Here is a 22,219-nt window from a genome sequence, read left to right on the forward strand (position 1 = left end):
CCGCCTAGTGTTGTGACCTTGCGGACAGGAAATGGTTTTTTGACCGACGGTGGCGTAGTCTGGGCAGTCGGTGTGAAATCCTGACGACAATGTCGCAGAGAATCTGGCAGCGGTATAAATTCGCTGGTGAAACGCTTGAAAGTGCATAGTGCATGATGGGCGCCCCTCCTCGGAAGTAAAAGCTGAATTGGGTTTGGGCGCAATTTTTCGAAGTATGTGCAAGAGAAGCGATGTCATCGCAATTCCGACGTGAGAGCACTGAAAAACAAGAACGTAAATTGGGCGGGTCATGTATGTGCGACCCAACTGTGAGTAATCAACTGTTGAATATTGAGTGTGCGGGCGAAAAGGCCCAGGAAGAGCCCCAAATGGCTAATAATGAAATGAATGGCAGCGTCGAGGAAAACCGCGAGGATCAGCGCGAAAACCGCGAGGACGCAATTGTGAAGGCCGAGGATGTAGTGGCCGAGGAAGCACCGGTGGTCGAAGAGAAGGCCGCTGAGGAAAAGACCGAAAAGGCCGAGGTCAAGGAAAAGTCCGAAAAGGCTGAGAAGAAGGCCGAAAAGAACAAAGACGACAACGGCGACGACACCGTCGGCTTCGATGAGCTTGAGCTGCCGGATGACATTGTCAATGCAGTTCGCAAGGTTGGGTTTGAGACTCCGTCCCCAATTCAGGCTGCAACTATCCCGACTCTGATGAGCGGCCGCGACGTCGTCGGCCTGGCTCAGACTGGTACCGGTAAGACCGCGGCGTTTGCGCTGCCGATTCTGGCTCGCATTGATCGCTCCGTCCGTGCACCACAGGCTCTGGTGCTTGCTCCGACCCGTGAGCTGGCGCTGCAGGTTGCGGACTCCTTCCAGTCGTTTGCTGATCACCTGGGCAAGATTCAGGTCCTGCCAATCTACGGTGGTCAGTCCTATGGAGTGCAGCTGTCGGGTCTGCGCCGAGGTGCGCAGATTATCGTCGGCACGCCTGGTCGTGTCATCGACCACCTGGAGAAGGGCTCGCTGGACATTTCCGACCTGCGTTTCCTGGTGCTGGACGAGGCCGATGAGATGCTGCAGATGGGCTTCCAGGAGGATGTCGAGCGCATTCTTGCCGACACCCCGGATGACAAGCAGGTCGCGCTGTTCTCGGCTACCATGCCGGCTGCGATTCGTCGCCTGTCCAAGCAGTACCTGACGGAGCCGGAAGAGATTACCGTCAAGTCCCAGACTCGCACTGCGGACAACATTCGCCAGCGCTTCCTGATGGTCAGCCACCGCAACAAGCTGGACGCGCTGACCCGCATCCTCGAAGTCGAGGAATTCGAAGCGATGATCATGTTCGTGCGCACCAAGCACGAGACCGAGGAGCTCGCCGAGAAGCTGCGTGCCCGCGGATTCTCCGCTGCTGCCATCAACGGCGACATCCCGCAGACTCTGCGCGAGCGCACGATTGATCAGCTCAAGGACGGTCGCCTGGACATCCTGGTGGCAACCGATGTGGCTGCTCGTGGCCTGGACGTTGACCGTATTTCTCATGTGGTCAACTACGACATTCCGCACGATACCGAGTCCTACGTCCACCGCATCGGTCGTACCGGCCGCGCTGGCCGCTCCGGCGAGGCGCTGCTGTTTGTCACCCCGCGTGAGGGACGCCTGCTGCGCTCGATTGAGCGTGCAACCAAGTCGCAGCTGCACGAGATGAAGCTACCGACCGTCGATGAGGTCAACGACTCTCGCAAGCAGAAGTTCGCTGATGACTTGACCGAGGCGCTTGCTGATTCGCAGGTTCCGGTCTTCCGCGAGCTCATCGAGGAGTACGCAGAAGAGCACGACACCCCACTGGTTGATATCGCTGCTGCTATCGCTGCGCAGGCACAGTCGGGCGACTTCCTGATGAAGGAACCGCCGCGTGGCCGTCGTAACGACCGCGACCGTGATCGTTTCGACCGCGACCGCAACCGTGGCCGCGATGGTCGCTCCCGTGGTGAGCGCGGTCAGGGCAAGCGCGCTGACCTGGTCGAGTTCGACCGCGAGGGCACCGCAACCTACCGCATCAGCGTCGGTCGCCGCCAGCACGTCCGCCCGGGTGCCATCGTCGGTGCCATCGCCAACGAGGGTGGCCTGTCCTCCAAGGACTTCGGACACATTGACATCCGTGGCGACCACACTCTGGTCGAACTGCCGGCCAACCTGCCGCAAGAAGTCATCAACAACCTCTCCTATACCCGCATCTCCGGCCAGCTCATTGGGCTGAAGCTTGACGACGGCACCTCGGTCGACGACAGCGATGACTACCGCGGTGGCCGTGGTGGCTACCGTGGCGATCGGCGTGATGGCGGCCGCGGTCGCGGAGGATACCGTGGTGGTCGCGGTCGCGATGACCGTCGTGGTGGTGGCCGTGGCCGTGGTGGCTACCGTGGCAACTTCGATGATGGTGACGATTTCGGTGGCCGTGGTCGTGGTCGCGATGACCGTCGTGGCGGCGGTCGCGGTCGTGGTGGCTACCGTGGTGACCGTGATGACCGTCGCGGTGGTTACCGAGGCGGACGCCGCTAAACCTGCTAGGTGAGGTGAGCGGGGGTGGTCGTCGTCAGGCGACTATCGACTACCGCCCTTGGCGCTGACCTAGAAAACAAAAAACTGCCGGTGCGCATGTACTTTCAAACCCGATTAGTCGGGCCGAAACGTACAGACGCACCGGCAGTTTTATTGTGTCTGAGCGTGAGCTCTAGATGAAGAACATCAGGATGCCGGCGACAACCCACAGCAGGGAGAAGATGCCGGAGAACATAGCCAGCTGGCCCTTCTGCTTGTCCCAGTCGAGCTCTTCAGCCTTCTTGCGACGCTCGATGAACTCCGGATCGTCGGCATCCTCGTCTTCGTCGGCGATGCCGAGGCCGGCCATCATCAGACGCTGACGCGGAATGACCAGGAAGAACAGCAGTGCCCAGGCGATGATAGCCAGCAGGATTGCGGCGTGCATTGCCCCGGACTTCATGTAGGTCGACACATCGGTGAACATGACACCGAAGCCGAGCAGCGGCACGAGCAGCGACCACATGCCGTAGGTGCGCGAAATGGCGTGCATGGTGCGCGCGGCGCCGACCGTTCCTGCCTCTCCGCCGCGGGCTGCAAGCGCGAGCTTCGGGAACATCGAAATTGCGACAGTCACCGGTCCAAGCAGCAGAATTGCCGCCAGGACGTGAACCATAAGAACTACGTTTTGCACGTATTACCTTTCCACGACTGAATGTAGGCCTCGCGTTCAAGCGAGGAGTGGCCTGGATATTTCCTTATTAAGACCAGTCCTTAACTTAACGTGCTCGCACTATTTTCTCTATTTCGTGCCTTTCCCCGCGGGGATACCACACGCAGCTGCCAGCGCCGTCCAGTCTGCCGAAGATACGGGCAGGTCCCATTTAATGGCCACCGCTAAGTAACGCTGCGAATAGCCACACGCCTTCGTATCCGCAGGAAGCCATTCGGCCGGGCTGGCATCGCCTTTATCCCGGTTGACTGCGCTTCGCGTGGGCACGAGGTTGGTCTCGATATCGTTGGCAAATTGCCGACGCCTCTCGGGATCCCAGGCGTAGGCTCCGAAATCCCACGCCGCTGCCAACGGATAAATGTGGTCGATATCGACCTCATGCGCACCAACCGGGTCACCCGTGTAAGGGTCAGGGATTTCGCGCGGGGAGCCGTCGTCAAGCGAACACGCAGAGCCCCCGAACCACGCCGCCAACACTTTATGGCGTGTATTGCAATCGGCAGAACCTGCCCAGACGTCGAAGCGCTCGCGCTTGTATCCGGTGACGGTGGGGCGGTCGGCGACGACGCGTACGGTGCGCAGTTGCTTGACGACGGCTTCCGTCTCCGAGCCCGCGGGGGAGGAGGTGACGAGAACTCGCGTAAGCGCAAAGGATGAGACAAAGGCGGCAGTCAGGGAGGCGGCCAGGATGGCAAATAAAAAAGGGCGCATACCTAGTTGGGCGCGAAAAATACTTTTTCGGTTCCCTTGTAGGTATGCGCCGGGGCTAGCCTGTGGGGCTAGCGGAGGCCAAGCTTAGATCGAAGCGTTAGACCAGAGCCTGCTTTGCTGCGTGGTCGAACTCTTCCTTGATTTTCTCGTTCGGCTCCTTGGTAAGCAGCGTGACAATGATCATCACGACAGTTGCAGCGGCGAAGCCCGGGACGATCTCGTAGAGAGTGTCGCTGAGCGAGCTCATGCCCCATGCGAAGGAGACAACCGCACCGGTGATCATGCCGGCAGCAGCACCTGGCGTGTTCAGGCGCGACCAGTAGAGGGCGGCCAGCAGCACCGGGCCGAATGCCGAGCCGAAGCCAGCCCACGCGAAGCCAACCAGATCCAGAATGGAGCTGTTCGGGTTAGCAGCGATGATTGCGGCGATGATGGCGATCAGCGCGACGGCGACGCGGGAGAGAGCCATGTAGGTCTTCGGACGCAGGGACTTGTTGACCGTTGCCTTGAACAGGTCCTCGATTAGCGCGGAGGAAGACACCAGCAGCTGCGAGGAAATGGTGGACATGATTGCTGCCAGTACTGCAGTCAGAATCAGGCCTGCAATCAGCGGGTGGAACAGGATGCGGGTCATGTCCAGGAAGATGGTCTCGTAGGAAGACGCATCAGTGACCGAAGCATCTGGGTTCGTAGCGAAGAAAACAGTTGCGGTCAGCGCCACGAGGACGGAGCCGAGCATGCACAGTGCCTGCCAGCCAACGCCCCAGCGGCGGCCCTCGGTTGCGTCCTTTGCACTACGCAGAGCCATGAAGCGAACGATAATGTGCGGCTGGCCGAAGTAGCCCAGACCCCAGCCGAGCAGACCGATAATCGTGATTAGCGGAATGCCAGCGAACGGATCGAAGAAGGCCTCAACCGGCTGTCCCTCGCTGCCCGGGTAGGGGTTGTTAGCAGCAAAGCTGAAGATGTCCGAGGCGGAGTTGCCATTGTTGATTAGGTAGATGATGCCGACAGTCGGAACCGCCAGCAGTGCGATGAACATAATGATGCCCTGCACCGTGTCTGTGTAAGACACCGCCAGGAAGCCACCGAACAGGGTGTACGCGACAGTGATAGCCGCTACCAACAGCATGCCGACGAGGTAGTTGCCACCGAACGTCGACTCCCAGTAACGGCCACCTGCCACCATGCCCGAGGAGACGTAGAAGGTGAAGAACAGCAAAATAATCAGGCCTGCGGCAACGCGCAGCACCTTCGACGTATCGTGCAGACGATTCTCCAGGAACGACGGCACGGTAATCGAGTTACGAGCAATCTTGGTGTAACTACGCAGGCGTGGTGCGGTGAACTTCCAGTTCAGCCATGCGCCTGCGACCAGGCCGATTGCAATCCAGGTCTGGTTCAGACCCGAAAGGTAAATCGCGCCGGGCAGACCCATCAGCAGCCAGCCGGACATGTCCGATGCACCCGCTGACAGTGCCGCGACGAACGGATGTAGGCCGCGGCCGCCAATCATGTATTCGTCATACTCTGCAGTCTTTTTCCATCCGGTCCAACCGATGTAGACCATCAACAGCAGATAAATGACTAGTGCGATGATGAACCATGTGTGTTGGTCCACAGGGCAACTCCTCATTATTTATTAGTCGTACAGTCGGACTCGCGCACTACCTAGCGCACCAAAAAGCATTTTCGGCGCACAACTCAGTTTCGCTTAATCAAGTCTGCTTGACGACGTTCACAGCGCCGCGGCAGCATCGAGCCAAAAAGTGGCCGACGTCCACGGTGGAACCTGCGGTTCGCGATTCAGCACAGCTTCAGCTTCCGGACTATCTTCGACAGTCAGCGGAGCCTACTGGCACATGCGAACCATGGCAGAACTATTGCACGAGTCACACATTTTTAATTCTTGTGGCCTATACGACGTTTTCATGTGATGCGCTGCATTGCAAGATAAGACGCGTTGAAAAAGCTTTTAAAAATCGGTTAAGTGCGACAAATTACCTGGGAAAAGGGGTATTTGGGTAGAGGAGGAGTAATTTTTGCAAGATACATAATTCGAACATGCGTGCTAATGTTGTGGTGTGGTGGAAAAGCTGATCCGGGGTGCGTGGCAGAATCTTCATTGAACAAATATCTGGTGGCGAAGTCGCCGGGTGATTAGACGGTGATGACTGAGCAAGCAGTGGGGAGGAAGTAATGGACCAAGTTGCTAAGTCAGCGGTGCCGTTGCTGCTGCACGCGGTCTGGAAAGATGATTCGGGTCTTCACCTATGGGTGGAGCGGCCAGAGGGGCACCGGATTATTGCGGACGTGGATTTGCTGGAAGTCCCGGCGCATCAGCGTCGGCTTTTTGCAGTGCTGGACCAGGGGAGTCGAGCGCAACTGACGCTAAAACTGCGCACACCGAAGGGGCGGGCAGTAGAGAAAGCGGTACCCACATGGGTGTTCCCGCCATGGGCTGCGGTGACGGCACTGGTGCAATTGCAGGAGGAAGTTTCCTCGGCGGCGATGGCACCGGATCTTCGGTTCTTTGTGGATGTTGTACAGGGATTGGATGCTTTCGCACGCTCTGGGCGGGCATTGGTGGCGCTGACGTGGGAAGACAATGAGTGGTGGCCGACGTGGCGGATGTCGGAGGGGCTGAGTGAGATTGCTTGGCAGAGTCAGGTCATTTCTCGTACACCACCGGTATTGATTGATAACGGAGGCGCCACGGTGGCTGAGGATTTCATCAATCGGATGTTTCATTGGGTCACCAACGCGCTTCTGGCCGATCTGGATGAACCGGCAGAACAGCGGCAGAGTTTCGTGCGGTCGTTGTTGCAGTCTCAGTCCCTGGGGCGTGCGACGCCGGGGGTGGCGCAGTCACTGGCAAAGTGGAGGCTGTCGGCCGATGGTGAGGATGTTCGTCTGCAGCTAATGGTGCAGGAACCTGTTGGTTTTGAAGGCCAGCTGGAAGACTTGCCGGATGTGGATCTTCCGCAGCTGTTGGAGTTGCGGAATCGAGCGGATGAAGAAGGCGGCTCAGTAACTCGCTTCAATCCTCGTTCAGCTGCGGTGGAACATGAGACTCTATGGCCATTGCGGATGTACTACCGCATCGGCGTCGCAGCTCCGGAGCGCCTGAATCCAGAAATGTGTCGCCGGTCCGTGCTGTCGCTGCTTCGCCCGCAGCTATTGGCGGCACAGGAGGCATTCCCAACGCTCAAATATGCGAAAGCAGCGGGACACCCGGGCTTGGATCTGCTGCTGACCTCAGAGCAGCTGATAGAGCTTATGACTGATGGCATCTCGCAGCTGGCAAAGGTTGATATCGATGTGATGCTGCCGCCGAACTGGAAGTCAGTGGAGACCACCCTGCAGTTGCACACTGAAGTCGTCCAGTTAGATCCGACGGGGCCTGCTGGGCGCCGTTCGGAACCGAAACTCGGATTTGACCAACTGGTTGATTACGAGTGGAAGCTGGCCGTGGGGGATGCCGTACTGACGGAAGCGGAAATGCGTGAGCTCGCTGCATCGAGTACGGGGCTAGTGCATCTGCGAGACCATTGGGTGCACGCGAACCCAGAGGTAGCTAGGGAAGCCCTGAAGTTTTTGGTGGAGCAGACCAAGGCCGGGGAGGAAACCGGTAAGGGGCAAGCCACCCTGAAAGAGCTGGTCTTCGACGGTGGCTTAGAGTCGCAAGCTCCAGCAGCAGTGCCAGTCGCCCCCATGGACCCCTCTTGGCTCAAGGCGTTGGTGTCGAAGTACTCAGACGGTTCCACGGCCCTCGCAGAGTCGGTCGAGGTGCCACCGAGTTTTGTCGGTGAGCTGCGGGAGTATCAACAGCGCGGTGTGGAGTGGCTGGCGGATATGTCCAACCGCGGCTTTGGTGTCATTCTCGCGGATGACATGGGGCTCGGTAAGACTGTGCAAATTCTGGCGCTGTTGGAGTATGAGCGCTGCCGTCGGAAAGCAGATGCTACGGCTCAAGGGCACAAGACTTCGCTGCTGGTGGTTCCGACAGGTGTGTTGCGCAACTGGGCAGCAGAAGCGGCAAAGTTCACTCCAGAGCTTAAGGTTGGGCTGCTGCATGGTTCAAACCGCCCTCATGGTGGGGAACTACAAGAATTTATCGGAAAACACGATGTTGTTGTGACGACCTATGGTGTTGCTACCCGCGATGTGAACGAACTCGCCCAAGTGCAGTGGGATCATGTGATTGCTGACGAAGCACAGGCAATTAAGAACCCCAACGCCCAGGTATCCAGAGCGCTGCGGAGCCTGGGCTCGCGGCACAACATCGCCATGACTGGTACTCCGGTGGAAAACGACTTGGGCGAGCTGCGCACCATCATGGATTTCTGTAATCCAGGCATGCTGGGGTCGGCGAATGCATTTCGCAACAAGTTTGCGATTCCCATCGAGCGTGATGGGAATGCGGAAATGCTACTGCAATTGCAGTCGATTACAGCACCTTTTATTCTGCGCCGACTCAAGTCGGATCCAGCTATTGCGCCGGACCTGCCCAAGAAGAATGAGCAGGTGGAGATGGTTCCTCTCACGACGGAGCAGGCTTTCTTGTATCAGGAAGCTGTGAAGGACATCGAGGACAAGCTCAAGCGCTCGAAGCGGAATCGCTCTGGCAACTTCGGGCGAAAGAGCATCATCCTCGGCGGCATCATGAAGTTGAAGCAGATTTGCAACCACCCAGCGCACTACCAGCACGACGGCTCAGGGCTGCTTAATCATGGGCAGCATCGCTCGGGCAAGGTTGCACGGCTGGAAGAGCTCGTCGATGAGATTGTCCAAAACGGTGAACGCGCGCTTGTGTTCACGCAGTTCGTGGAGTTCGGCAAGATGCTCGCCCCTCATTTCAGCAAGCGCCTGGGCGTGGACATTCCGTTTATCCAAGGGGCAATGACTCCGGCACAGCGCGAGAAAGTAGTGGCAGAGTTTAATGCCCCGGACGGCCCACCAATCATTTTGCTGTCTACTCTCGCGGCAGGTGTTGGCATCAACCTGGTTGCCGCCAACCACGTCATTCACATTGACAGGTGGTGGAATCCAGCAGTTGAAAACCAGGCCACGGACCGCTCTTACCGCATCGGTCAGCGTAAAGACGTACACGTGCACAAGCTGGTCAGTGTGGGAACGCTTGAAGAGCGTATCGACGAGCTGATTTTCGAGAAGGCAGAATTGGCGGATGCGGTTGTGCGCGCTGGTGAAACCAAGCTGACGGAGATGGACTTTCACCGTTTGCGGTCTCTGTGGCAATTGGACAAGGACAAGATTCAGTCACTGCGTGAATCGATGGACGCAGCGGAGTCAAAGTCCGGTGGGACGGTGACCGATGGGGTGAACCCGGAGGGCACGGCATCGGACTCCACAATCTCGGATGACGATTCGATTCCCAACAATGTGACCCCGTTTAGGGTCCAGAAGAGGTGGTACTGATGGCCGGTGACGGAGACGTGACATGGGGCGACAATGTCATCTTTGCCGAGTTTGGCAAGGGGCCCTCTGGAAAGCGTGGTCGTAAAAGGACTACGGCGCGAAGCGCGCCAGCAACCAGCTCGACGATTGAAAAGCTCCTGGCCACCCAGGACTGGGCTGGTGCATTTACCGGACAGCAGCGACGTGGAACCGCAGCGCGCGTGGCGGTCGAGCCACGTACTACTTTTGCCCGGTGGGTGTGGGAGTTCATCATCCGTGGCGCTGATTCGGGTCGTGTTCACAGAGGTGAGAAGTACAGGTTCGACGGCAATGTGCTGGGGCTTCGAATCGCGGATGGCTACATCATCGGTGAAGTGCAGGGCAGCCAGCCGGAACCATTTTCAGTCTTTATTCGGTTCCCACGGCGGGAGCAGAAACAAACTGACGACGTACTGCGGTGGTTGGTGAACAATCCGTCGGCCTTCACAGAGTTTGAGCACGGCGAGTTGCCGTATGAGCAGATGGAAATGCTGTTGTGCGATGGCGAAGAGCACATTTACAGCGAATGCACCTGCCCGGACCCGGCACCTGTGTGTAAGCACACCGTTGCAGTTGCCGCTCAACTTGTCGCTGATATCGACCGCGATCCGCTGTCGCTACTACAGCTGCGCGATTATCCGCAGCGCGAATTGCAACGCCGGCTTCAGGAACTAACACAGCTGCGAAACCGGACTGCGCCGAAGCGCCTCGGGCTTGGTGGCGCGGTTCGGGAGAATCCCAATAAAACCGCCCAGAAGTCGAATGACGCTGGTGGAAAAGATAGCGGTGACAACGAGCAGAAGAAGGTTGCCGAACTTTTCGCTGTCGAAGCCGACTACTGGGGCAATGATTTGGAACGAGTCAGTGTTCCTTCGCTCGAGGTTATTGACCCACTAACAGTTACCGACCGCAGTTTGCTGCATGAAGCATTGCAGCCAACCTGCGTAATTTCGAGAGAGACCATTCGTGCAGTCGCTGATTTGGAAGATTGTTGGCAACATCTGCAGGAATCGCTGAGCCTGGGACAAAAGGAGCGCTAGTCATGAAATTCATTCACACCTCAGATTGGCAACTGGGAATGACTCGGTGGTTCCTAGAGCTCGACGGCGGTGAAGCCCAAGCTAGGTTCCACGAAAGTCGACTCAACGCCATCGATCGCATCGGCGAGTTGGCGATTAGCGAAGGCGCTGAGTTCATTGTCGTCGCTGGAGACGTGTTCGATTCCAACACATTGCCGGACAAGGTGTTTTTGCGGGCTCTTGAGCGAATCGCCAAGCTACCCGTGCCGGTGTATTTCCTACCCGGCAACCATGATGCGCTTGATGCTTCTTCCATTTATCGACGTAGTGCTTTCGAATCTTTGGAAGACCGAGGAGTTTACGTAATTCGCGACAGCGCGCCCATTGCAATCCGTGACGGGGTGGAACTCATCGGTGTGCCAGTGCGCGGCAAGTATTCGGCAGACGACATCGTGGCGGAAATAGCCACGGAGCTTGAGCCCGCCGATGGAATCCGAGTGATGGTCGCACACGGCCAAGTAGAAGGCTTTGGTGCTGATGCAGGAGCCACCATTGATCTGACCAGCTTGGAACAAGCTATTGACCGCGGGGCGTTGCACTATGTTGCGCTGGGGGATTCCCACTCCACGAGCCAACTCGATCATGCTGGCAGAGTTTATTTCTCCGGCGCACACGAAACCACAGCGTACGACGACAAAGAACGGGATTCCGGCAATGCACTCGTCGTCGACATTGTAGAGAGCGGCCCCGAAAAAGGCTCAGTTACCGTGGCCTCCCACCGAGTGGGGCAGTGGGCTTTTCATGCCATAGACATGGATATCACTGGCGCGGAAGACCTCGATGAGTTCTTTGCTGAACTGGACGGTATCGAGGCGAAGACAGACACAGCGGTGAAGTATTCATTGCGAGGAACCGTGACACTGTCAGAGTCGACTACCTTTGAAAACCGACTTGAGCAGTATCAACAGCTTTTCGCTGCACTTTATCGCCGGGAAAGTGGCTCCGATTTGACGGTGGTTCCGTCCGAGGGGGATATCTCTAATCTCAATCTCACCGGTTATCCGCTCATAGCTGCAGAAAAACTAACGGTCTTGAGTAAGGGACGAACCGAGAGCGGTAGCCCCCTATCAGAATCTGAAACCACCGCAGCAGCCGATGCGCTTCGCTTGCTGGCCCGCCTGGCAGGAGAGAAGGAATAAATCATGCGTTTTCACGACATCGAATTACACAATGTACGTGCGATTGATTCACTCTCAATCACAGGGCTAGCCGAGCGGGGCGTGGTAGTGATTTCCGGTGAAAACGAGTCGGGTAAGACGACAATCGCCAAAGCTATTCACGTTGCGCTGACGACAAAATGGAAGTCCAGGTCAAGCGAAGCGCTTAGTCTGAACAGTCACTCCAGCCAGGAAAAGCCGCAGGTTAAGCTCCGTCTGGAGCTTGACGGCTACGAATTTACGCTGGACAAGATCTTTGGTAGCACCAAGGACACCGGCACAATCGTCACCGTCCACTCGCCGACAGCCGAGGTTCTTAAAGATGACCAGGCGGAAGAGTGGCTGGCCGCCCGAATGCACAATGCGGACACCAAGAACCTGTGGCAGGTTTTCGTTGCTGAACAGGGACAAGCGCAAAAGACACTCTCCTTGGGCGGTTATGCGCAGGTCACAAGCGCACTGCAGTCGGCATCGGGGCAGCGCGCGGAAACCGCAGAAGAGGTAGGTCTGTTTGAAGCCGTTGAAGCTGAATACGGCAACTATTTCCAAAAAAATGGCAAAGAGCGCAAGCAGCTTACCGACGTAGACAAGGAGCTGGCGGAAGCCCAGCGGGTGCGCGACGAAGCGGCGAAAAAGGTCCGGGAATTCGAAGCGCTCAATGAGGAAGCTGCTCGTAATGAAGAAAGCCAACACACGCAGCGGGCATCGTTGCCAGAAGCCAAAAACGAAGTCGAGCATTGGGCGCAGGCACTCGAAGAACTCGAAAAGTTCAGGGTTGCCGTGTCCCAGGCACAGGAGGTCTCTGCAGCGGCGAAGCAGAAGCTGGACTTAGCTAAACAGGCTCAGCAAGAGCGCGAAACCTTCATTCAGCAGGCACAAGATGCCAGGGATCAGCATTCCGCCACAGAGAAGAAAGTTGCTGAACTTAAGGAAGCGTTCGATAAGGAGGTCGCAGCTTTAAAGAAGGCGCAGGAAAATCGCGATGCGGTTGTGACCGCGTACCGCGAAGCTCGAAAAGCAGAAGAGCTGGCTGCAGCTGAAGTCGCATTGGGGGAGAAGCGCAGCTTGGTCGAAGCTCTGTCGAAGCGAGTGGAGAAGCTCGATGAGCTCCGTGCACAATTGGCAGAGCACAAGGAGGTAATTGCACGAAATTCCGTTACCGAGGAGGTACTGGAAAAACTGTTGACCTGCGAACGCGAAGTTGCAACAGCCACCGCTGTGCTGGAGGCGTCGAGCCCGAGTGTGCAGCTCTCGGCTAGTAGTGCGCAGGAGGTCACGGTCGACGGCGAGAAAGTGGGGCTAGCGCCGGAGGCTGAGTCAGTTCAACGTGCGGTTACTAAGCCGTTGGCCATCGAAGTTGGCGACGTCACGGTTGCTGTTCAGCCCGGAGACGGCTCAGATTCGCAGCAGCGCAAGCTAGAAAAAGCAGAGATATCGCTCAAGGAACAGCTTGAGGCGGCAGGCGCTGATTCCGTCGCGGAAGCACAAGAGGCACACACACGACGTCGTGAAGCGGAAAAAGCAAGATTCCAGGTGGAGACATCCATAACTGCGGTGTCCGACGGTGTGGAGTATCACCAGCTCACCGCAGAGTTGGACGATGCGAAGGAAGAAGCACGAGTACAGGGCGAGCGGTATCGGGCACTTGCGGGCGAGGATGCGCCGACGGAGATTGACTTGGTAGCGGCGAAGGCTCGGTTGGAAGAAGCTGCAGCGGGGCGTAGGGATGCCGAGTCGAAGCGTGACAATGCCGATATGCGCTTGTCGAAGCTGGAAAAGCGTCCTGCACACGCCAACTATACGAAGGCCAGCAGCGAGCTTGAAGGGGCTCGGTCCGTCCTGAAGGTCCGCGAAGATTCGCTCACGACGGCGCGAGAAAAAGCCTCGGATGCCGAGATCTTTGCTGCGGTGGAAAACCGAGGCAAGGACTATGAGGCGGCAGAAGAGCAGCTGGCTACGGCTCTGAAAGAGCTGGCGCAGCGGGATGCCGACGACGTGGAAGCATCGCTCGCGGGCGCTAAGCAGCGACGGGATGCAGTTGAGAATCGCCTGGCTGAGCTGGAAAAGCGCCGGCAAGAGATTCGGGTGCACTTGGACTATTTCGACAGCGCGAATGAGAAGCTGGCAGCTGCTGAGGGGGTAGTGGAGCGAACACAGCGAGATCGGGACTCGATGCGTCGCCGTGCAGCCGCCGCCAAGACTCTTATGGAGGTAATGACACAGGCACGTGCGGCATCGCGGAATGCGCTGGCTGACCCCTTGCTCCGCAAGCTCGAAGAGTACGGCGGCGGTGTGTTCGGTGCGGGAACCCAGTTCACGATGAATGAGGACTTGCAGATTGAGTCACGGTCTAATGCCGATGGCAAGTTCGATGTCGATGAACTATCTGGTGGAGCGCAGGAGCAGCTGGACATTCTGCTGCGCTTGGCCGTTGCCGGTGTCCTGGAGGGCGGCCAAGGCGCTCCGGTGATTATTGATGATGCGTTAGGTTATTCAGACGAACACCGTTTGCGGCGGATGAATAATGCTCTTGCCAAAGCGGGGCGCGATATGCAGGTATTAGTCCTGACGTGCGATGAAGCCCGTTTTGATCGCGTGACAGGAGCGGAATTTATGAAAATTCAGGATTTGGTTTCAAGATAGTAGGCTCTGTACATATGCAAGATGTTCCGTGGTTAAGTGATGAAGAGCAGCGGTTATGGCGCTCAATTCTGAACGCTAAACGGGCCGTTGACAGGTCAATTGACCTTCAGCTGCAAGATTCTCTCGATATTTCCACTGCAGATTTTTCGGTTCTGGTTGTTCTCTCCGAGGCTGAAGACAATGTTGTGCGCATGCGCACCCTGTGTGAGTCCCTGGAATGGGACCGCAGCCGAATGTCGCACCAAATTACTCGCATGGAGCGACGTGGACTAGTAACTAAGGAACGCTGCGCCTGCGATAACCGTGGTATCGATGTCACGCTTACTGAACACGGTCGAACCGTGATTGAGAAGGCGGCGCCGAACCATGTGAAGCTTGTACGTCATGTCTTGTTTGACGTGCTCGGTGAAAATATCGACTATCAGGGGATTTCCGCTGTGCTCGATAAGATTGCAGCGACCGCCAATGCTGCGGTCACCGATTCCGTCGACGGAAAAGCAGAGTAGTCAAAAGTTTTTCTGTGAGTGTTTTCTCATTTGTCTCCGCTTCGAGGCTCTCACCATTAGCCTAGAGCAGTATGAACTCATTTGAATGGCTGAGTGATGATGAACAGCTCTTTTGGCAGTCGATGGTAGCTGCTTTTCGCGAGGTAGAGCGCAATATTGAGCGGAGCCTACGCACTCGCACCGGGCTGACGTTCGCTGACTTTACCCTGCTCATCGCTTTGCATGAGGTGGAGGATGGGATTCTGCATGTTGACAATATTTGTGATCGACTGAAGTGGAACCACCCCCGCGCGCTGCTGCATACCAACAGATTGGAAAAGCGCGGATTTATTCACACCGAAGATCACGGCGAAGACCCGGACTCGGATTATGTCGTCGTCCTAACAGGTGTTGGTCGACACGTGTTTGCCGAAGCGGCGCCGGATTACGTAGACACCGTTCGCCAGGAAGTTATTTCACCACTTGCTAATGAAGACCGCGAAGTGATGCTGAGGTGCTTCCAGTCGGTTCTCGAAAGGCAGTAAGACTTCCACGCCCTGCTAGTAAAACAACCACTAGCAGGGCGCTTTTTTCTCTACGTTTCAAGCTGTAAGGTAAGGCGTGCCTAAAGCAAAGGGGTGACTGTTCACTTCTCTTTGTGCACCCTAAGTACCAAAAATTACGCAGAAATAAACAAGGCAGAAACTGAAACGCATGAGAGTCAATATTTTCGCCAAGGCTAAAACCGCGCCAAAGACCAAAACTCTGGCCGCAATCGGGTGTGCAGCGCTGAGCTTCGTCGCTACAGCATGCGGTGCGGACGCAGAGTCGAACGAGGCTGCCGACAACAAAGGAGAACTCACTGTCACTGATGTCGCAGGTCGCACTGTGACCTTCGACAAGCAGCCAGAACGAGTCGTGCTCGGTGAAGGCCGCGCCATGTTTGTCACCGCGATGCTTGACCAAGAAAACCCGGGTGACCACGTTGTCGCCATGGGCAGCGATTTGCATTCGGGCGCACCGTCGTTTGAAACCAAGCTTTTCGAGACGAACCCCGAGCTGAAAGACATGCCGACCATCGGCAATATCGCCAAGGGCGATGTCACAGTTGAAAACCTCATCTCCCACGACCCAGACGTGGTCGTCATGACCCTTGACCACAAGAAGGCCGCGGAGCAATCCGGTTTCCTCACCAAGCTCGATCAGGCAGGTCTGAAGTACGTATTCACCGACTTCCGGCAAAAGCCCCTGGAGAATACCGCCAAGTCCGTCGAGCTCCTCGGCCAGATCGTCGATGAGCAGGACAATGCCAAGAAGTTCACCGACTTCTACACTAAGCGCGTCAACGAGATTACCGAACGTGCCGCCAAGCTCGAAGACAAGCCAAAGACCTTCGTCTGGCGAGCAGCCGGTCTCAAGGATTGCTGCTCGACCGTCAACAAGTCCAATCTCGGTGATCTTGTCACAGCAGCCGGCGGTGAGAATCTCGGAGACAGCCTCCTCGACACCGAATCGGGCGACGTGACCGCAGAGAAGGTCCTGTCCGTCCAGCCGGAGAAGATCATCGCCACCGGTGGTTCTTGGGCGCTCGATCCGAAGAAGCCGGAAGTGCTGCCACACGTCGAACTCGGCTACACCGCCACCCCAGAGACCGCACAGCGCACTCTGGAAGGCCTGCTGAAGACGCCGGGCTTTGACACCCTAACCGCGCCGAAGAAGGGCGATCTGTACGCCGCCTTCCACCAGTTCTACGACTCGCCGTACAACGTCTTCGCCCTCGAGCAATTCGCCAAGTGGATTCACCCAGAGGAGTTCGCTGACCTCGACCCGGTCGCTGATTTCGCCGAGTTCCACAAGGACTACTTGCCCTTCGAACTCAGCGGCACCTTCTTCACCGCGCTGGAGCCGACCAAGTAACCCATCTTCCACCATCGAAGAAGGAATCCGATGACTTACACCAATCTGCACGCTCCTGCGTCAGGGCTTGACGACGAACCCCGCGAGTCCACCTCCACCAACGGCAGTGGAGGTCAAGAGTCGCAGCCCGCCACCGAACAGCACGAGTGTCCGTCGTCAAGCACGACCTACGACTCTGCGCGACAGTACCGACGACGCTCGGCACGGAAGATCGCCATCATTGCGGTGCTGGTGGGTCTGGCCGTGTGTGCGTTTGTGGTGGCGACGATTGTGGGGCCAATGGCACTGAGCGTGGGGGACGTCGTCCGTGGCATCGTGAGCCCGAATGATGTGGACGAAACCACTCGTACGGTGCTGTGGAAGCTGCGTCTGCCTGCATCGGTGATGGCAGTGCTGATTGGCGCAGCACTGTCGCTTGCCGGTGCACAGATGCAGACAATCCTCGATAACCCTCTGGCGGAGCCGTTTACGCTCGGTATCTCGGCTGCAGCGGCGTTCGGTGGGGCGGCATCGATTGTGCTGGGCTGGGTGATTATTCCGCATGCGCAGTTCAACCTGGCGGCCGTGGCCTGGGTATCATCCGTCGTCGCTGTGGGGATTGTGGCGGCGGCGTCGGTTTGGCGCGGCTCGGGTAAGGAATCGATGATTCTGCTCGGCATTGGTCTGGTGTTTCTATTCCAAGCGCTGTTGGCGCTGTTGCAATACCGCGCGACTACCGAGGCGCTCCAGCAGATTGTGTTCTGGACGATGGGCTCGCTACAGCGCGCGAACTGGGTGGCCAACGGCATCATTGCGGCGGCGCTGCTAATCGCTATTCCGTTCACTATCCGCTATGCGTGGGCGCTGACGGTGTTGCGGCTTGGCGATGCCCGAGCAAAAGCCGTGGGCATCAATGTGGATAGGCTGCGCATTGCGACGCTGATTGTAGCCTCGCTGCTGGCAGCAACCGCAGTGGCTTTCGCCGGCATCATCGGCTTCATCGGACTGGTCGGCCCACACATTGCACGCATGCTCGTCGGTGAAGAACAGCGCTTCTTTGCCCCGGCATCGATGGCGGCAGGCGCGGCGCTGCTTGCGGCAGCTCATGCGGTATCCATCACGGTGGTGCCGGGTGTGGCAGTGCCGATTGGCATCATTACCGCAATCGTCGGTGTCCCATTCTTTGTCGGCTTGGTTTTTCTGCGTAAGAGGACGGTGTGGAACTAATGGGCGTATTTCTCGATGTCAATGACGTAGTTGCAGGCTATGGCAAGCGAAAGGTGCTGCGCGGGGCGTCAATACGCACGCTGAAGCCAGGTACGGTGACGGGTTTGCTCGGGCCAAACGCTGCGGGCAAGTCCACACTGATGACCACGCTGGCGGGGATTCGAAAGCCAATGGCCGGGGAGATTGTGCTGACCCGTGACAATGAGCGGGTCGTCGGCTCCGAACTGCGCGATGTCGTCGGCTACGTGCCGCAGGATCTGCCGGCTAGCGCCTCGCTGACCGCATTCGAATCGGTACTGGTCTCTGGGCGGCGCGCCGGGCGACTGCGCGTGCGCGGCTCCGAGATTGAGCACACGGCAGCGGCTCTCCGAAAGGTCGGCATTGAGCACCTCGCCGACCGCTTCGTCGGCGAGCTCTCCGGCGGTCAGCGGCAGCTCGTCGCGGTCGCGCAGATGTTTGTTCGCGATCCCGAGGTCATGCTTCTCGACGAACCCACCTCCGCCCTCGACCTGCGTCACCAGGTGGAACTCCTAAAGCTCGTCCGCGCGGAGGTCGCCTCACGGAGCTCCTTGGCACTCGTCGCAATCCACGATCTGAATCTCGCCGCCCGCTACTGCGATGAGCTTGTCATGCTTCACGACGGCCACGTGGTTGCCCAGGGGAATCCTGCTGACGTACTTACTCCGGACCTTTTGGCCCGCGTCTATGGAATTCGAGCCCGCGTACTCGATGACGAGGGCGTGCCCGTGGTGTGTCCTATTGAGGAAGACCAGGTTTCTGAAGCCGCGTAGTGGAGATTTGGCTGGGGCGCGGGGGCATTTCGCTAATCGCCCCAGCCAAGTGGTAACATCGTTTCTCGTTGCACTTGTTGTACTTGTGCCACACGCCCCCGTAGCTCAGTGGATAGAGCGCCGGTTTCCGGTACCGAAGGTCGGAGGTTCGACTCCTCTCGGGGGCACGTTCTATCCCTCAAGTGATTAGGTTTTTCCTGGTTGCTTGAGGGATTTTTGTTTTAGCGGCCACCTAGCGGAAACGTTTAGTTACCGTTCTTCCAGCGGAACAGCCTGGCGGAGGAATTCGAGTCGCCCATGACAATTCACCTTGGTGCTACTGGCCAGCAATAATCACAATCAGCGTGCGTGGCCCATGGACACCTTCGACTCGGGCAAGCTCGATGTCCGAGGTTGCAGAAGGTCCCGAAATCATGGTGATGGGAGCGGTGGGATCACTCTCGCGTAGACGGGAAATTGCCTCCGGGATGCCGTAGACAACTGTGGAAGCCGGCACAACGCAGATGTGAATATCCGGCACCAAGGTCAGCGCGCGGCGGCCAGAAGTGGCCGAACCGTCCAGAAAAATGGTGCCGGTCTCGGCGCAGGTAACAGCAGAGCTGGTGACAATCGCGTCGAGCTCGTCCAGCTCTTCGGCGGTGAAACCTGTATCGACGCGAATCTCGGTGGTGGCCTTACCCCCACCAGACTCCAACCCCGCAACCCACTCGCGGTCTAGGCCTTCGGGAATACCAATCAATGAAGCCCCGACTTCAGCAATTGCCTTCTTCACAGCTTCATTGATTTCAGTTGCCGAGCTCCCACAGCGGCGCACATCGGCTTTGTAATCGGCGATGCGTTCGTCGGCAAGCGAAATGATCTCCTTGGCCGTCAGGTCGGAGGAGCGTTCGTAATCGCGGGGGATGTTGAAATGTGTACCGGGCTCGCCGGTGACGATGCCTGCGTCAGAGGCCAAGTCACGGCCTTCGAAGGCGATCTTCTGAGCATTGCGGATACGCTCGAGGATTTCGCTTTTGGCAATGTTCGCGGATGCTGAGGAATGGGACATCGCTAGGCCTCCTTGCCGGACGTGTCGGGCTGCTTGTTGTCATCCGACAGCCCATTAATCTTCGTCGGAACCTGATTTGCCGATTCACGAGACAGCTGCGCCGAGAAATCCTCCGAACCCCACAGTGAGCGGAACGGCTTCTTCGGCGGAATCGGAGTATCACGCACATCCGACCACCCGCTGAGGAAAAGTGGCAGGGTGTGAATCTCGCCGTCCTTCAACCCGAGTACGCGGGCGAGGGAGGTCATCTTAGCGCTCATGTCCCACAGCTTCTGATTGCCCATGATGAACCCGAGCGTGGCAAAGAGCTTGCCCTCCACCGGCGGGCGGTGCTCCGTGACCTTACGGTGTCGCAGCTCCAGCAGCGCCGCGGGGATGTCAATTCGCACCGGGCAGACCTCAAAGCAAGCTCCACACAGCGAGGATGCATAGGGCAGGGAGGCATTCGGATCATCGTAGGAGTCCATGCCGGTGAGCTGTGGGGACAAAATTGCACCAATCGGACCCGGGTAGACCGAACCGTAAGCGTGCCCGCCCACGTGCTCGTACACCGGGCAGATATTCAGGCATGCCGAGCAGCGGATGCACTTCAGCGCTTCACGCCCAATCGGATCTGCAAGGGTGGCCGAGCGGCCATTGTCCAGCAACACAATGTGGAAATTCTTCGGGCCGTCGCCGTCCGTGGTTCCCGTCCACAGGGAGGTGTAGGGATTCATACGCTCGCCTGTCGACGACCGTGGCAGCAGCTGCAAGAAGACTTCCAAGTCCTGGAAGGTGGGAAGCAGCTTCTCAATACCCATCACCGAAATCAGTGTTTCCGGCAGCGTGAGACACATGCGGCCATTGCCCTCTGACTCGACGACGGCCACCGTACCGGTTTCGGCCACACCGAAGTTGGCGCCGGAAATCGCAACCTTGGCCTCCATAAACTGCTCGCGCAGGAACTTACGGGATGCCTCGGCGAGATCGGCCGGATTGGCTTTCAGGTCCGGGTCGACTCCGGGGATTCCATTGAGGAAGATCTCGCGGATATCTTCGCGATTGCGGTGGATAGCAGGAACCAGGATGTGGCTCGGCATGTCGTCGGCAAGCTGAACGATGAGTTCCGCCAGGTCGGTTTCGCGGGCGGTGATGCCGGCGTCGGCAAGTGCTTCGTTCAAGCCGATTTCCTGCGTGGCCATCGACTTAATCTTGACGACCTTTTCTTCGCCGGTCTCTTTCACCAAGTCCGTGATGATGCGGTTTGCCTCGGCGGCATCGCGCGCCCAGTGGACGTGACCGCCGGCATTCGTAACTGACTCTTCAAACTGCTCCAGCAGTTCCGGCAGACGCGCCATAACATCGCGCTTGATGTGGCTGCCCGCGAGCCGCAGCTGCTCCCAGTCATTCTTCTCGGCTACGACATGCGCGCGCTTCTGACGAATCGAACGCGTGGCATGACCGACATTTTCGCGCATGCGAGTGTTCTTGAGCTCCTCGTGCGCTGCGGCCGTGAACCCGCGCGTACCGCGCAGATGCCCGACGTTGTGCGGCGCGCGGGGAGGAAGGGCTGGCATGCCGACGTTAATTGCGACCATTACTGTTCACCTCGCAGGGAAGCCTCTTGGCGGTTGTGCACATCAAACGGGGTCTCCTTGGTGGAGGCCAGAATCTCGGCCATATGGATGGCGTGCACGCCAGAGTCCTGGCGACGCAACGCGCCACCGATATTGAGCAAGCAGGAAGCATCGCCAGCGGTGACGAACTCCGCTTCCGTAGCGCGAATATTGGCTGTCTTGTCGGCAACCATTGCAGCGGAGGTCTCCGCATTCTTCACCGAGAAGGTGCCGCCAAAACCGCAGCACTCCGCCGCGCCAGGCAGCTCGCGCAGATCGATTCCATCGACCGCGCTGAGCAGCCGCCACGGACGGTCACCCACCTTGAGTACCCGCAAGCTGTGGCAGGTGGAGTGGTAGGTCACTGAGTGGGGGAAGTAAGCACCGACGTCAGTCACACCAGCGACATCGGTGATGAACTCGGAGAGATCCAGCGTCTTGTTCGCGCAGGCCTGTGCCGCGTGGACTTGGGCACGGGTACCGTAGCGGCCCGCAATCATCGGATGCTGGTGGCGAACGGCGCCGGCGCAGGAACCGGACGGGGCGACAACGTAATCAATCGAGGAATCTGCAAAAGCATCAGCGTAGGTGTCCAGCTGAGGAAGGACTTCCTTCTGGTACCCGGTGTTGACGTGCATTTGGCCGCAGCAGGTTTGTTGTGGTGGAAAGACCACATCGCATCCTAGGCGCGTGAGAACTCTGGCGGTCGCACTCACTGCATCTGGAAACATCATGTCCCCGATGCAGGTCGCGAAAAGTGCTACTTTCACGGTCGCTCCAAAAAGGGTTGAGGGGTAAGGCAATAATTTCCTACCTGAATGCTACGCCTAGCCCCGGATTAAATCTGTTCTCAACCTGAATTCGGCTGGATC

Annotated in this window: 16 protein-coding genes and 1 tRNA gene; 11 read left to right on the top strand and 6 right to left on the bottom strand. The window is 57.9% G+C overall.

Features of this window, described 5'->3' with window-relative positions:
• Window positions 1–368: 368 nt before the first annotated feature.
• On the top strand, window positions 369–2,546 hold the full coding sequence (locus CHU70_RS08110) for a DEAD/DEAH box helicase (protein ID WP_147719105.1): 2,178 nt from the start codon (window positions 369–371) through the stop codon (window positions 2,544–2,546).
• A 172-nt stretch (window positions 2,547–2,718) separates the two neighbouring features.
• Here CHU70_RS08110 and CHU70_RS08115 read toward each other — a convergent pair whose 3' ends face one another.
• From CHU70_RS08115 to putP, 3 genes are all read right to left on the bottom strand, one after another.
• The gene (locus CHU70_RS08115; RefSeq protein WP_049172012.1) at window positions 2,719–3,219 is read right to left on the bottom strand and encodes a hypothetical protein; all 501 of its coding nucleotides are present in this window, start codon (window positions 3,217–3,219) and stop codon (window positions 2,719–2,721) included.
• 108 nt (window positions 3,220–3,327) lie between these two features.
• Complete coding sequence (locus CHU70_RS08120) at window positions 3,328–3,969, bottom strand: HNH endonuclease family protein (RefSeq protein ID WP_147719104.1); 642 nt, start codon at window positions 3,967–3,969, stop codon at window positions 3,328–3,330.
• 97 nt (window positions 3,970–4,066) lie between these two features.
• Window positions 4,067–5,590, bottom strand: coding sequence for a sodium/proline symporter PutP (gene putP, locus CHU70_RS08125; RefSeq protein ID WP_070546799.1), 1,524 nt, complete (start codon window positions 5,588–5,590; stop codon window positions 4,067–4,069).
• A 578-nt stretch (window positions 5,591–6,168) separates the two neighbouring features.
• On the opposite strand from putP, the gene CHU70_RS08130 reads away from it, so the two are divergent.
• The 10 genes from CHU70_RS08130 to CHU70_RS08175 all read left to right on the top strand — a co-directional run bounded on the left by CHU70_RS08130 (window position 6,169) and on the right by CHU70_RS08175 (window position 18,871).
• Window positions 6,169–9,408: a DEAD/DEAH box helicase gene (locus CHU70_RS08130; protein WP_147719103.1), complete on the top strand. Its 3,240-nt coding sequence runs from the start codon at window positions 6,169–6,171 to the stop codon at window positions 9,406–9,408.
• A complete protein-coding gene (locus tag CHU70_RS08135; RefSeq protein ID WP_070429342.1) occupies window positions 9,408–10,466 on the top strand; it encodes a hypothetical protein in 1,059 nt (352 codons plus the stop codon). The genes CHU70_RS08130 and CHU70_RS08135 overlap by 1 nt, the downstream gene beginning before the upstream one ends.
• A gap of 2 nt (window positions 10,467–10,468) precedes the next feature.
• Window positions 10,469–11,644, top strand: coding sequence for a DNA repair exonuclease (locus tag CHU70_RS08140; protein ID WP_070429341.1), 1,176 nt, complete (start codon window positions 10,469–10,471; stop codon window positions 11,642–11,644).
• Between the two features lie 3 nt (window positions 11,645–11,647).
• Window positions 11,648–14,305 carry an ATP-binding protein gene (locus tag CHU70_RS08145; protein ID WP_070429340.1) on the top strand — a complete coding sequence of 886 codons (2,658 nt, stop codon included), beginning with the start codon at window positions 11,648–11,650 and terminating at the stop codon, window positions 14,303–14,305.
• A gap of 14 nt (window positions 14,306–14,319) precedes the next feature.
• Window positions 14,320–14,811: a MarR family winged helix-turn-helix transcriptional regulator gene (locus CHU70_RS08150; RefSeq protein WP_049172025.1), complete on the top strand. Its 492-nt coding sequence runs from the start codon at window positions 14,320–14,322 to the stop codon at window positions 14,809–14,811.
• A 71-nt stretch (window positions 14,812–14,882) separates the two neighbouring features.
• Window positions 14,883–15,335, top strand: coding sequence for a MarR family winged helix-turn-helix transcriptional regulator (locus CHU70_RS08155; protein ID WP_147719102.1), 453 nt, complete (start codon window positions 14,883–14,885; stop codon window positions 15,333–15,335).
• A 169-nt stretch (window positions 15,336–15,504) separates the two neighbouring features.
• A complete protein-coding gene (locus tag CHU70_RS08160; RefSeq protein WP_070856596.1) occupies window positions 15,505–16,707 on the top strand; it encodes an ABC transporter substrate-binding protein in 1,203 nt (400 codons plus the stop codon).
• Window positions 16,708–16,737: 30 nt separating this feature from the next.
• Window positions 16,738–17,913: an iron ABC transporter permease gene (locus CHU70_RS08165; protein WP_070856597.1), complete on the top strand. Its 1,176-nt coding sequence runs from the start codon at window positions 16,738–16,740 to the stop codon at window positions 17,911–17,913.
• Window positions 17,913–18,704, top strand: coding sequence for an ABC transporter ATP-binding protein (locus CHU70_RS08170; RefSeq protein ID WP_147719101.1), 792 nt, complete (start codon window positions 17,913–17,915; stop codon window positions 18,702–18,704). Before CHU70_RS08165 ends, CHU70_RS08170 begins: the two co-directional genes overlap by 1 nt.
• Window positions 18,705–18,798: 94 nt before the next feature.
• Window positions 18,799–18,871 (top strand) — tRNA-Arg (locus tag CHU70_RS08175).
• Window positions 18,872–19,020: 149 nt separating this feature from the next.
• Here CHU70_RS08175 and CHU70_RS08180 read toward each other — a convergent pair.
• Genes CHU70_RS08180 through CHU70_RS08190 form a run of 3 tightly spaced genes read right to left on the bottom strand, consistent with a single transcriptional unit; the run spans window position 19,021 to window position 22,117 of the window.
• On the bottom strand, window positions 19,021–19,752 hold the full coding sequence (locus tag CHU70_RS08180) for an LUD domain-containing protein (protein ID WP_048735210.1): 732 nt from the start codon (window positions 19,750–19,752) through the stop codon (window positions 19,021–19,023).
• Window positions 19,753–19,754: 2 nt separating this feature from the next.
• Entirely contained in the window at window positions 19,755–21,329 is a 1,575-nt protein-coding gene (locus CHU70_RS08185; RefSeq protein WP_147719100.1) for a LutB/LldF family L-lactate oxidation iron-sulfur protein, read from the bottom strand.
• The gene (locus CHU70_RS08190; RefSeq protein ID WP_042388597.1) at window positions 21,329–22,117 is read right to left on the bottom strand and encodes a (Fe-S)-binding protein; all 789 of its coding nucleotides are present in this window, start codon (window positions 22,115–22,117) and stop codon (window positions 21,329–21,331) included. The genes CHU70_RS08185 and CHU70_RS08190 overlap by 1 nt, the downstream gene beginning before the upstream one ends.
• Between the last annotated feature and the right edge of the window lie 102 nt (window positions 22,118–22,219).

Origin of the sequence: Corynebacterium sp. LK10 (assembly GCF_008042455.1) — a bacterium.
Classification (GTDB): domain Bacteria; phylum Actinomycetota; class Actinomycetes; order Mycobacteriales; family Mycobacteriaceae; genus Corynebacterium; species Corynebacterium jeikeium_D.

Bases quoted from the DNA above. Each gene is read 5' to 3' on its own strand.
- CHU70_RS08150 (WP_049172025.1), top strand. From the start codon at position 14,320: ATGCAAGATGTTCCGTGGTTAAGTGATGAAGAGCAGCGGTTATGGCGC.
- CHU70_RS08170 (WP_147719101.1), top strand. From the start codon at position 17,913: ATGGGCGTATTTCTCGATGTCAATGACGTAGTTGCAGGCTATGGCAAG.
- CHU70_RS08135 (WP_070429342.1), top strand. From the start codon at position 9,408: ATGGCCGGTGACGGAGACGTGACATGGGGCGACAATGTCATCTTTGCC.
- CHU70_RS08180 (WP_048735210.1), bottom strand. From the start codon at position 19,752: ATGTCCCATTCCTCAGCATCCGCGAACATTGCCAAAAGCGAAATCCTC.
- CHU70_RS08185 (WP_147719100.1), bottom strand. From the start codon at position 21,329: ATGGTCGCAATTAACGTCGGCATGCCAGCCCTTCCTCCCCGCGCGCCG.
- CHU70_RS08140 (WP_070429341.1), top strand. From the start codon at position 10,469: ATGAAATTCATTCACACCTCAGATTGGCAACTGGGAATGACTCGGTGG.
- CHU70_RS08145 (WP_070429340.1), top strand. From the start codon at position 11,648: ATGCGTTTTCACGACATCGAATTACACAATGTACGTGCGATTGATTCA.
- CHU70_RS08165 (WP_070856597.1), top strand. From the start codon at position 16,738: ATGACTTACACCAATCTGCACGCTCCTGCGTCAGGGCTTGACGACGAA.
- CHU70_RS08110 (WP_147719105.1), top strand. From the start codon at position 369: ATGGCTAATAATGAAATGAATGGCAGCGTCGAGGAAAACCGCGAGGAT.
- CHU70_RS08130 (WP_147719103.1), top strand. From the start codon at position 6,169: ATGGACCAAGTTGCTAAGTCAGCGGTGCCGTTGCTGCTGCACGCGGTC.
- CHU70_RS08120 (WP_147719104.1), bottom strand. From the start codon at position 3,969: ATGCGCCCTTTTTTATTTGCCATCCTGGCCGCCTCCCTGACTGCCGCC.
- CHU70_RS08155 (WP_147719102.1), top strand. From the start codon at position 14,883: ATGAACTCATTTGAATGGCTGAGTGATGATGAACAGCTCTTTTGGCAG.
- CHU70_RS08160 (WP_070856596.1), top strand. From the start codon at position 15,505: ATGAGAGTCAATATTTTCGCCAAGGCTAAAACCGCGCCAAAGACCAAA.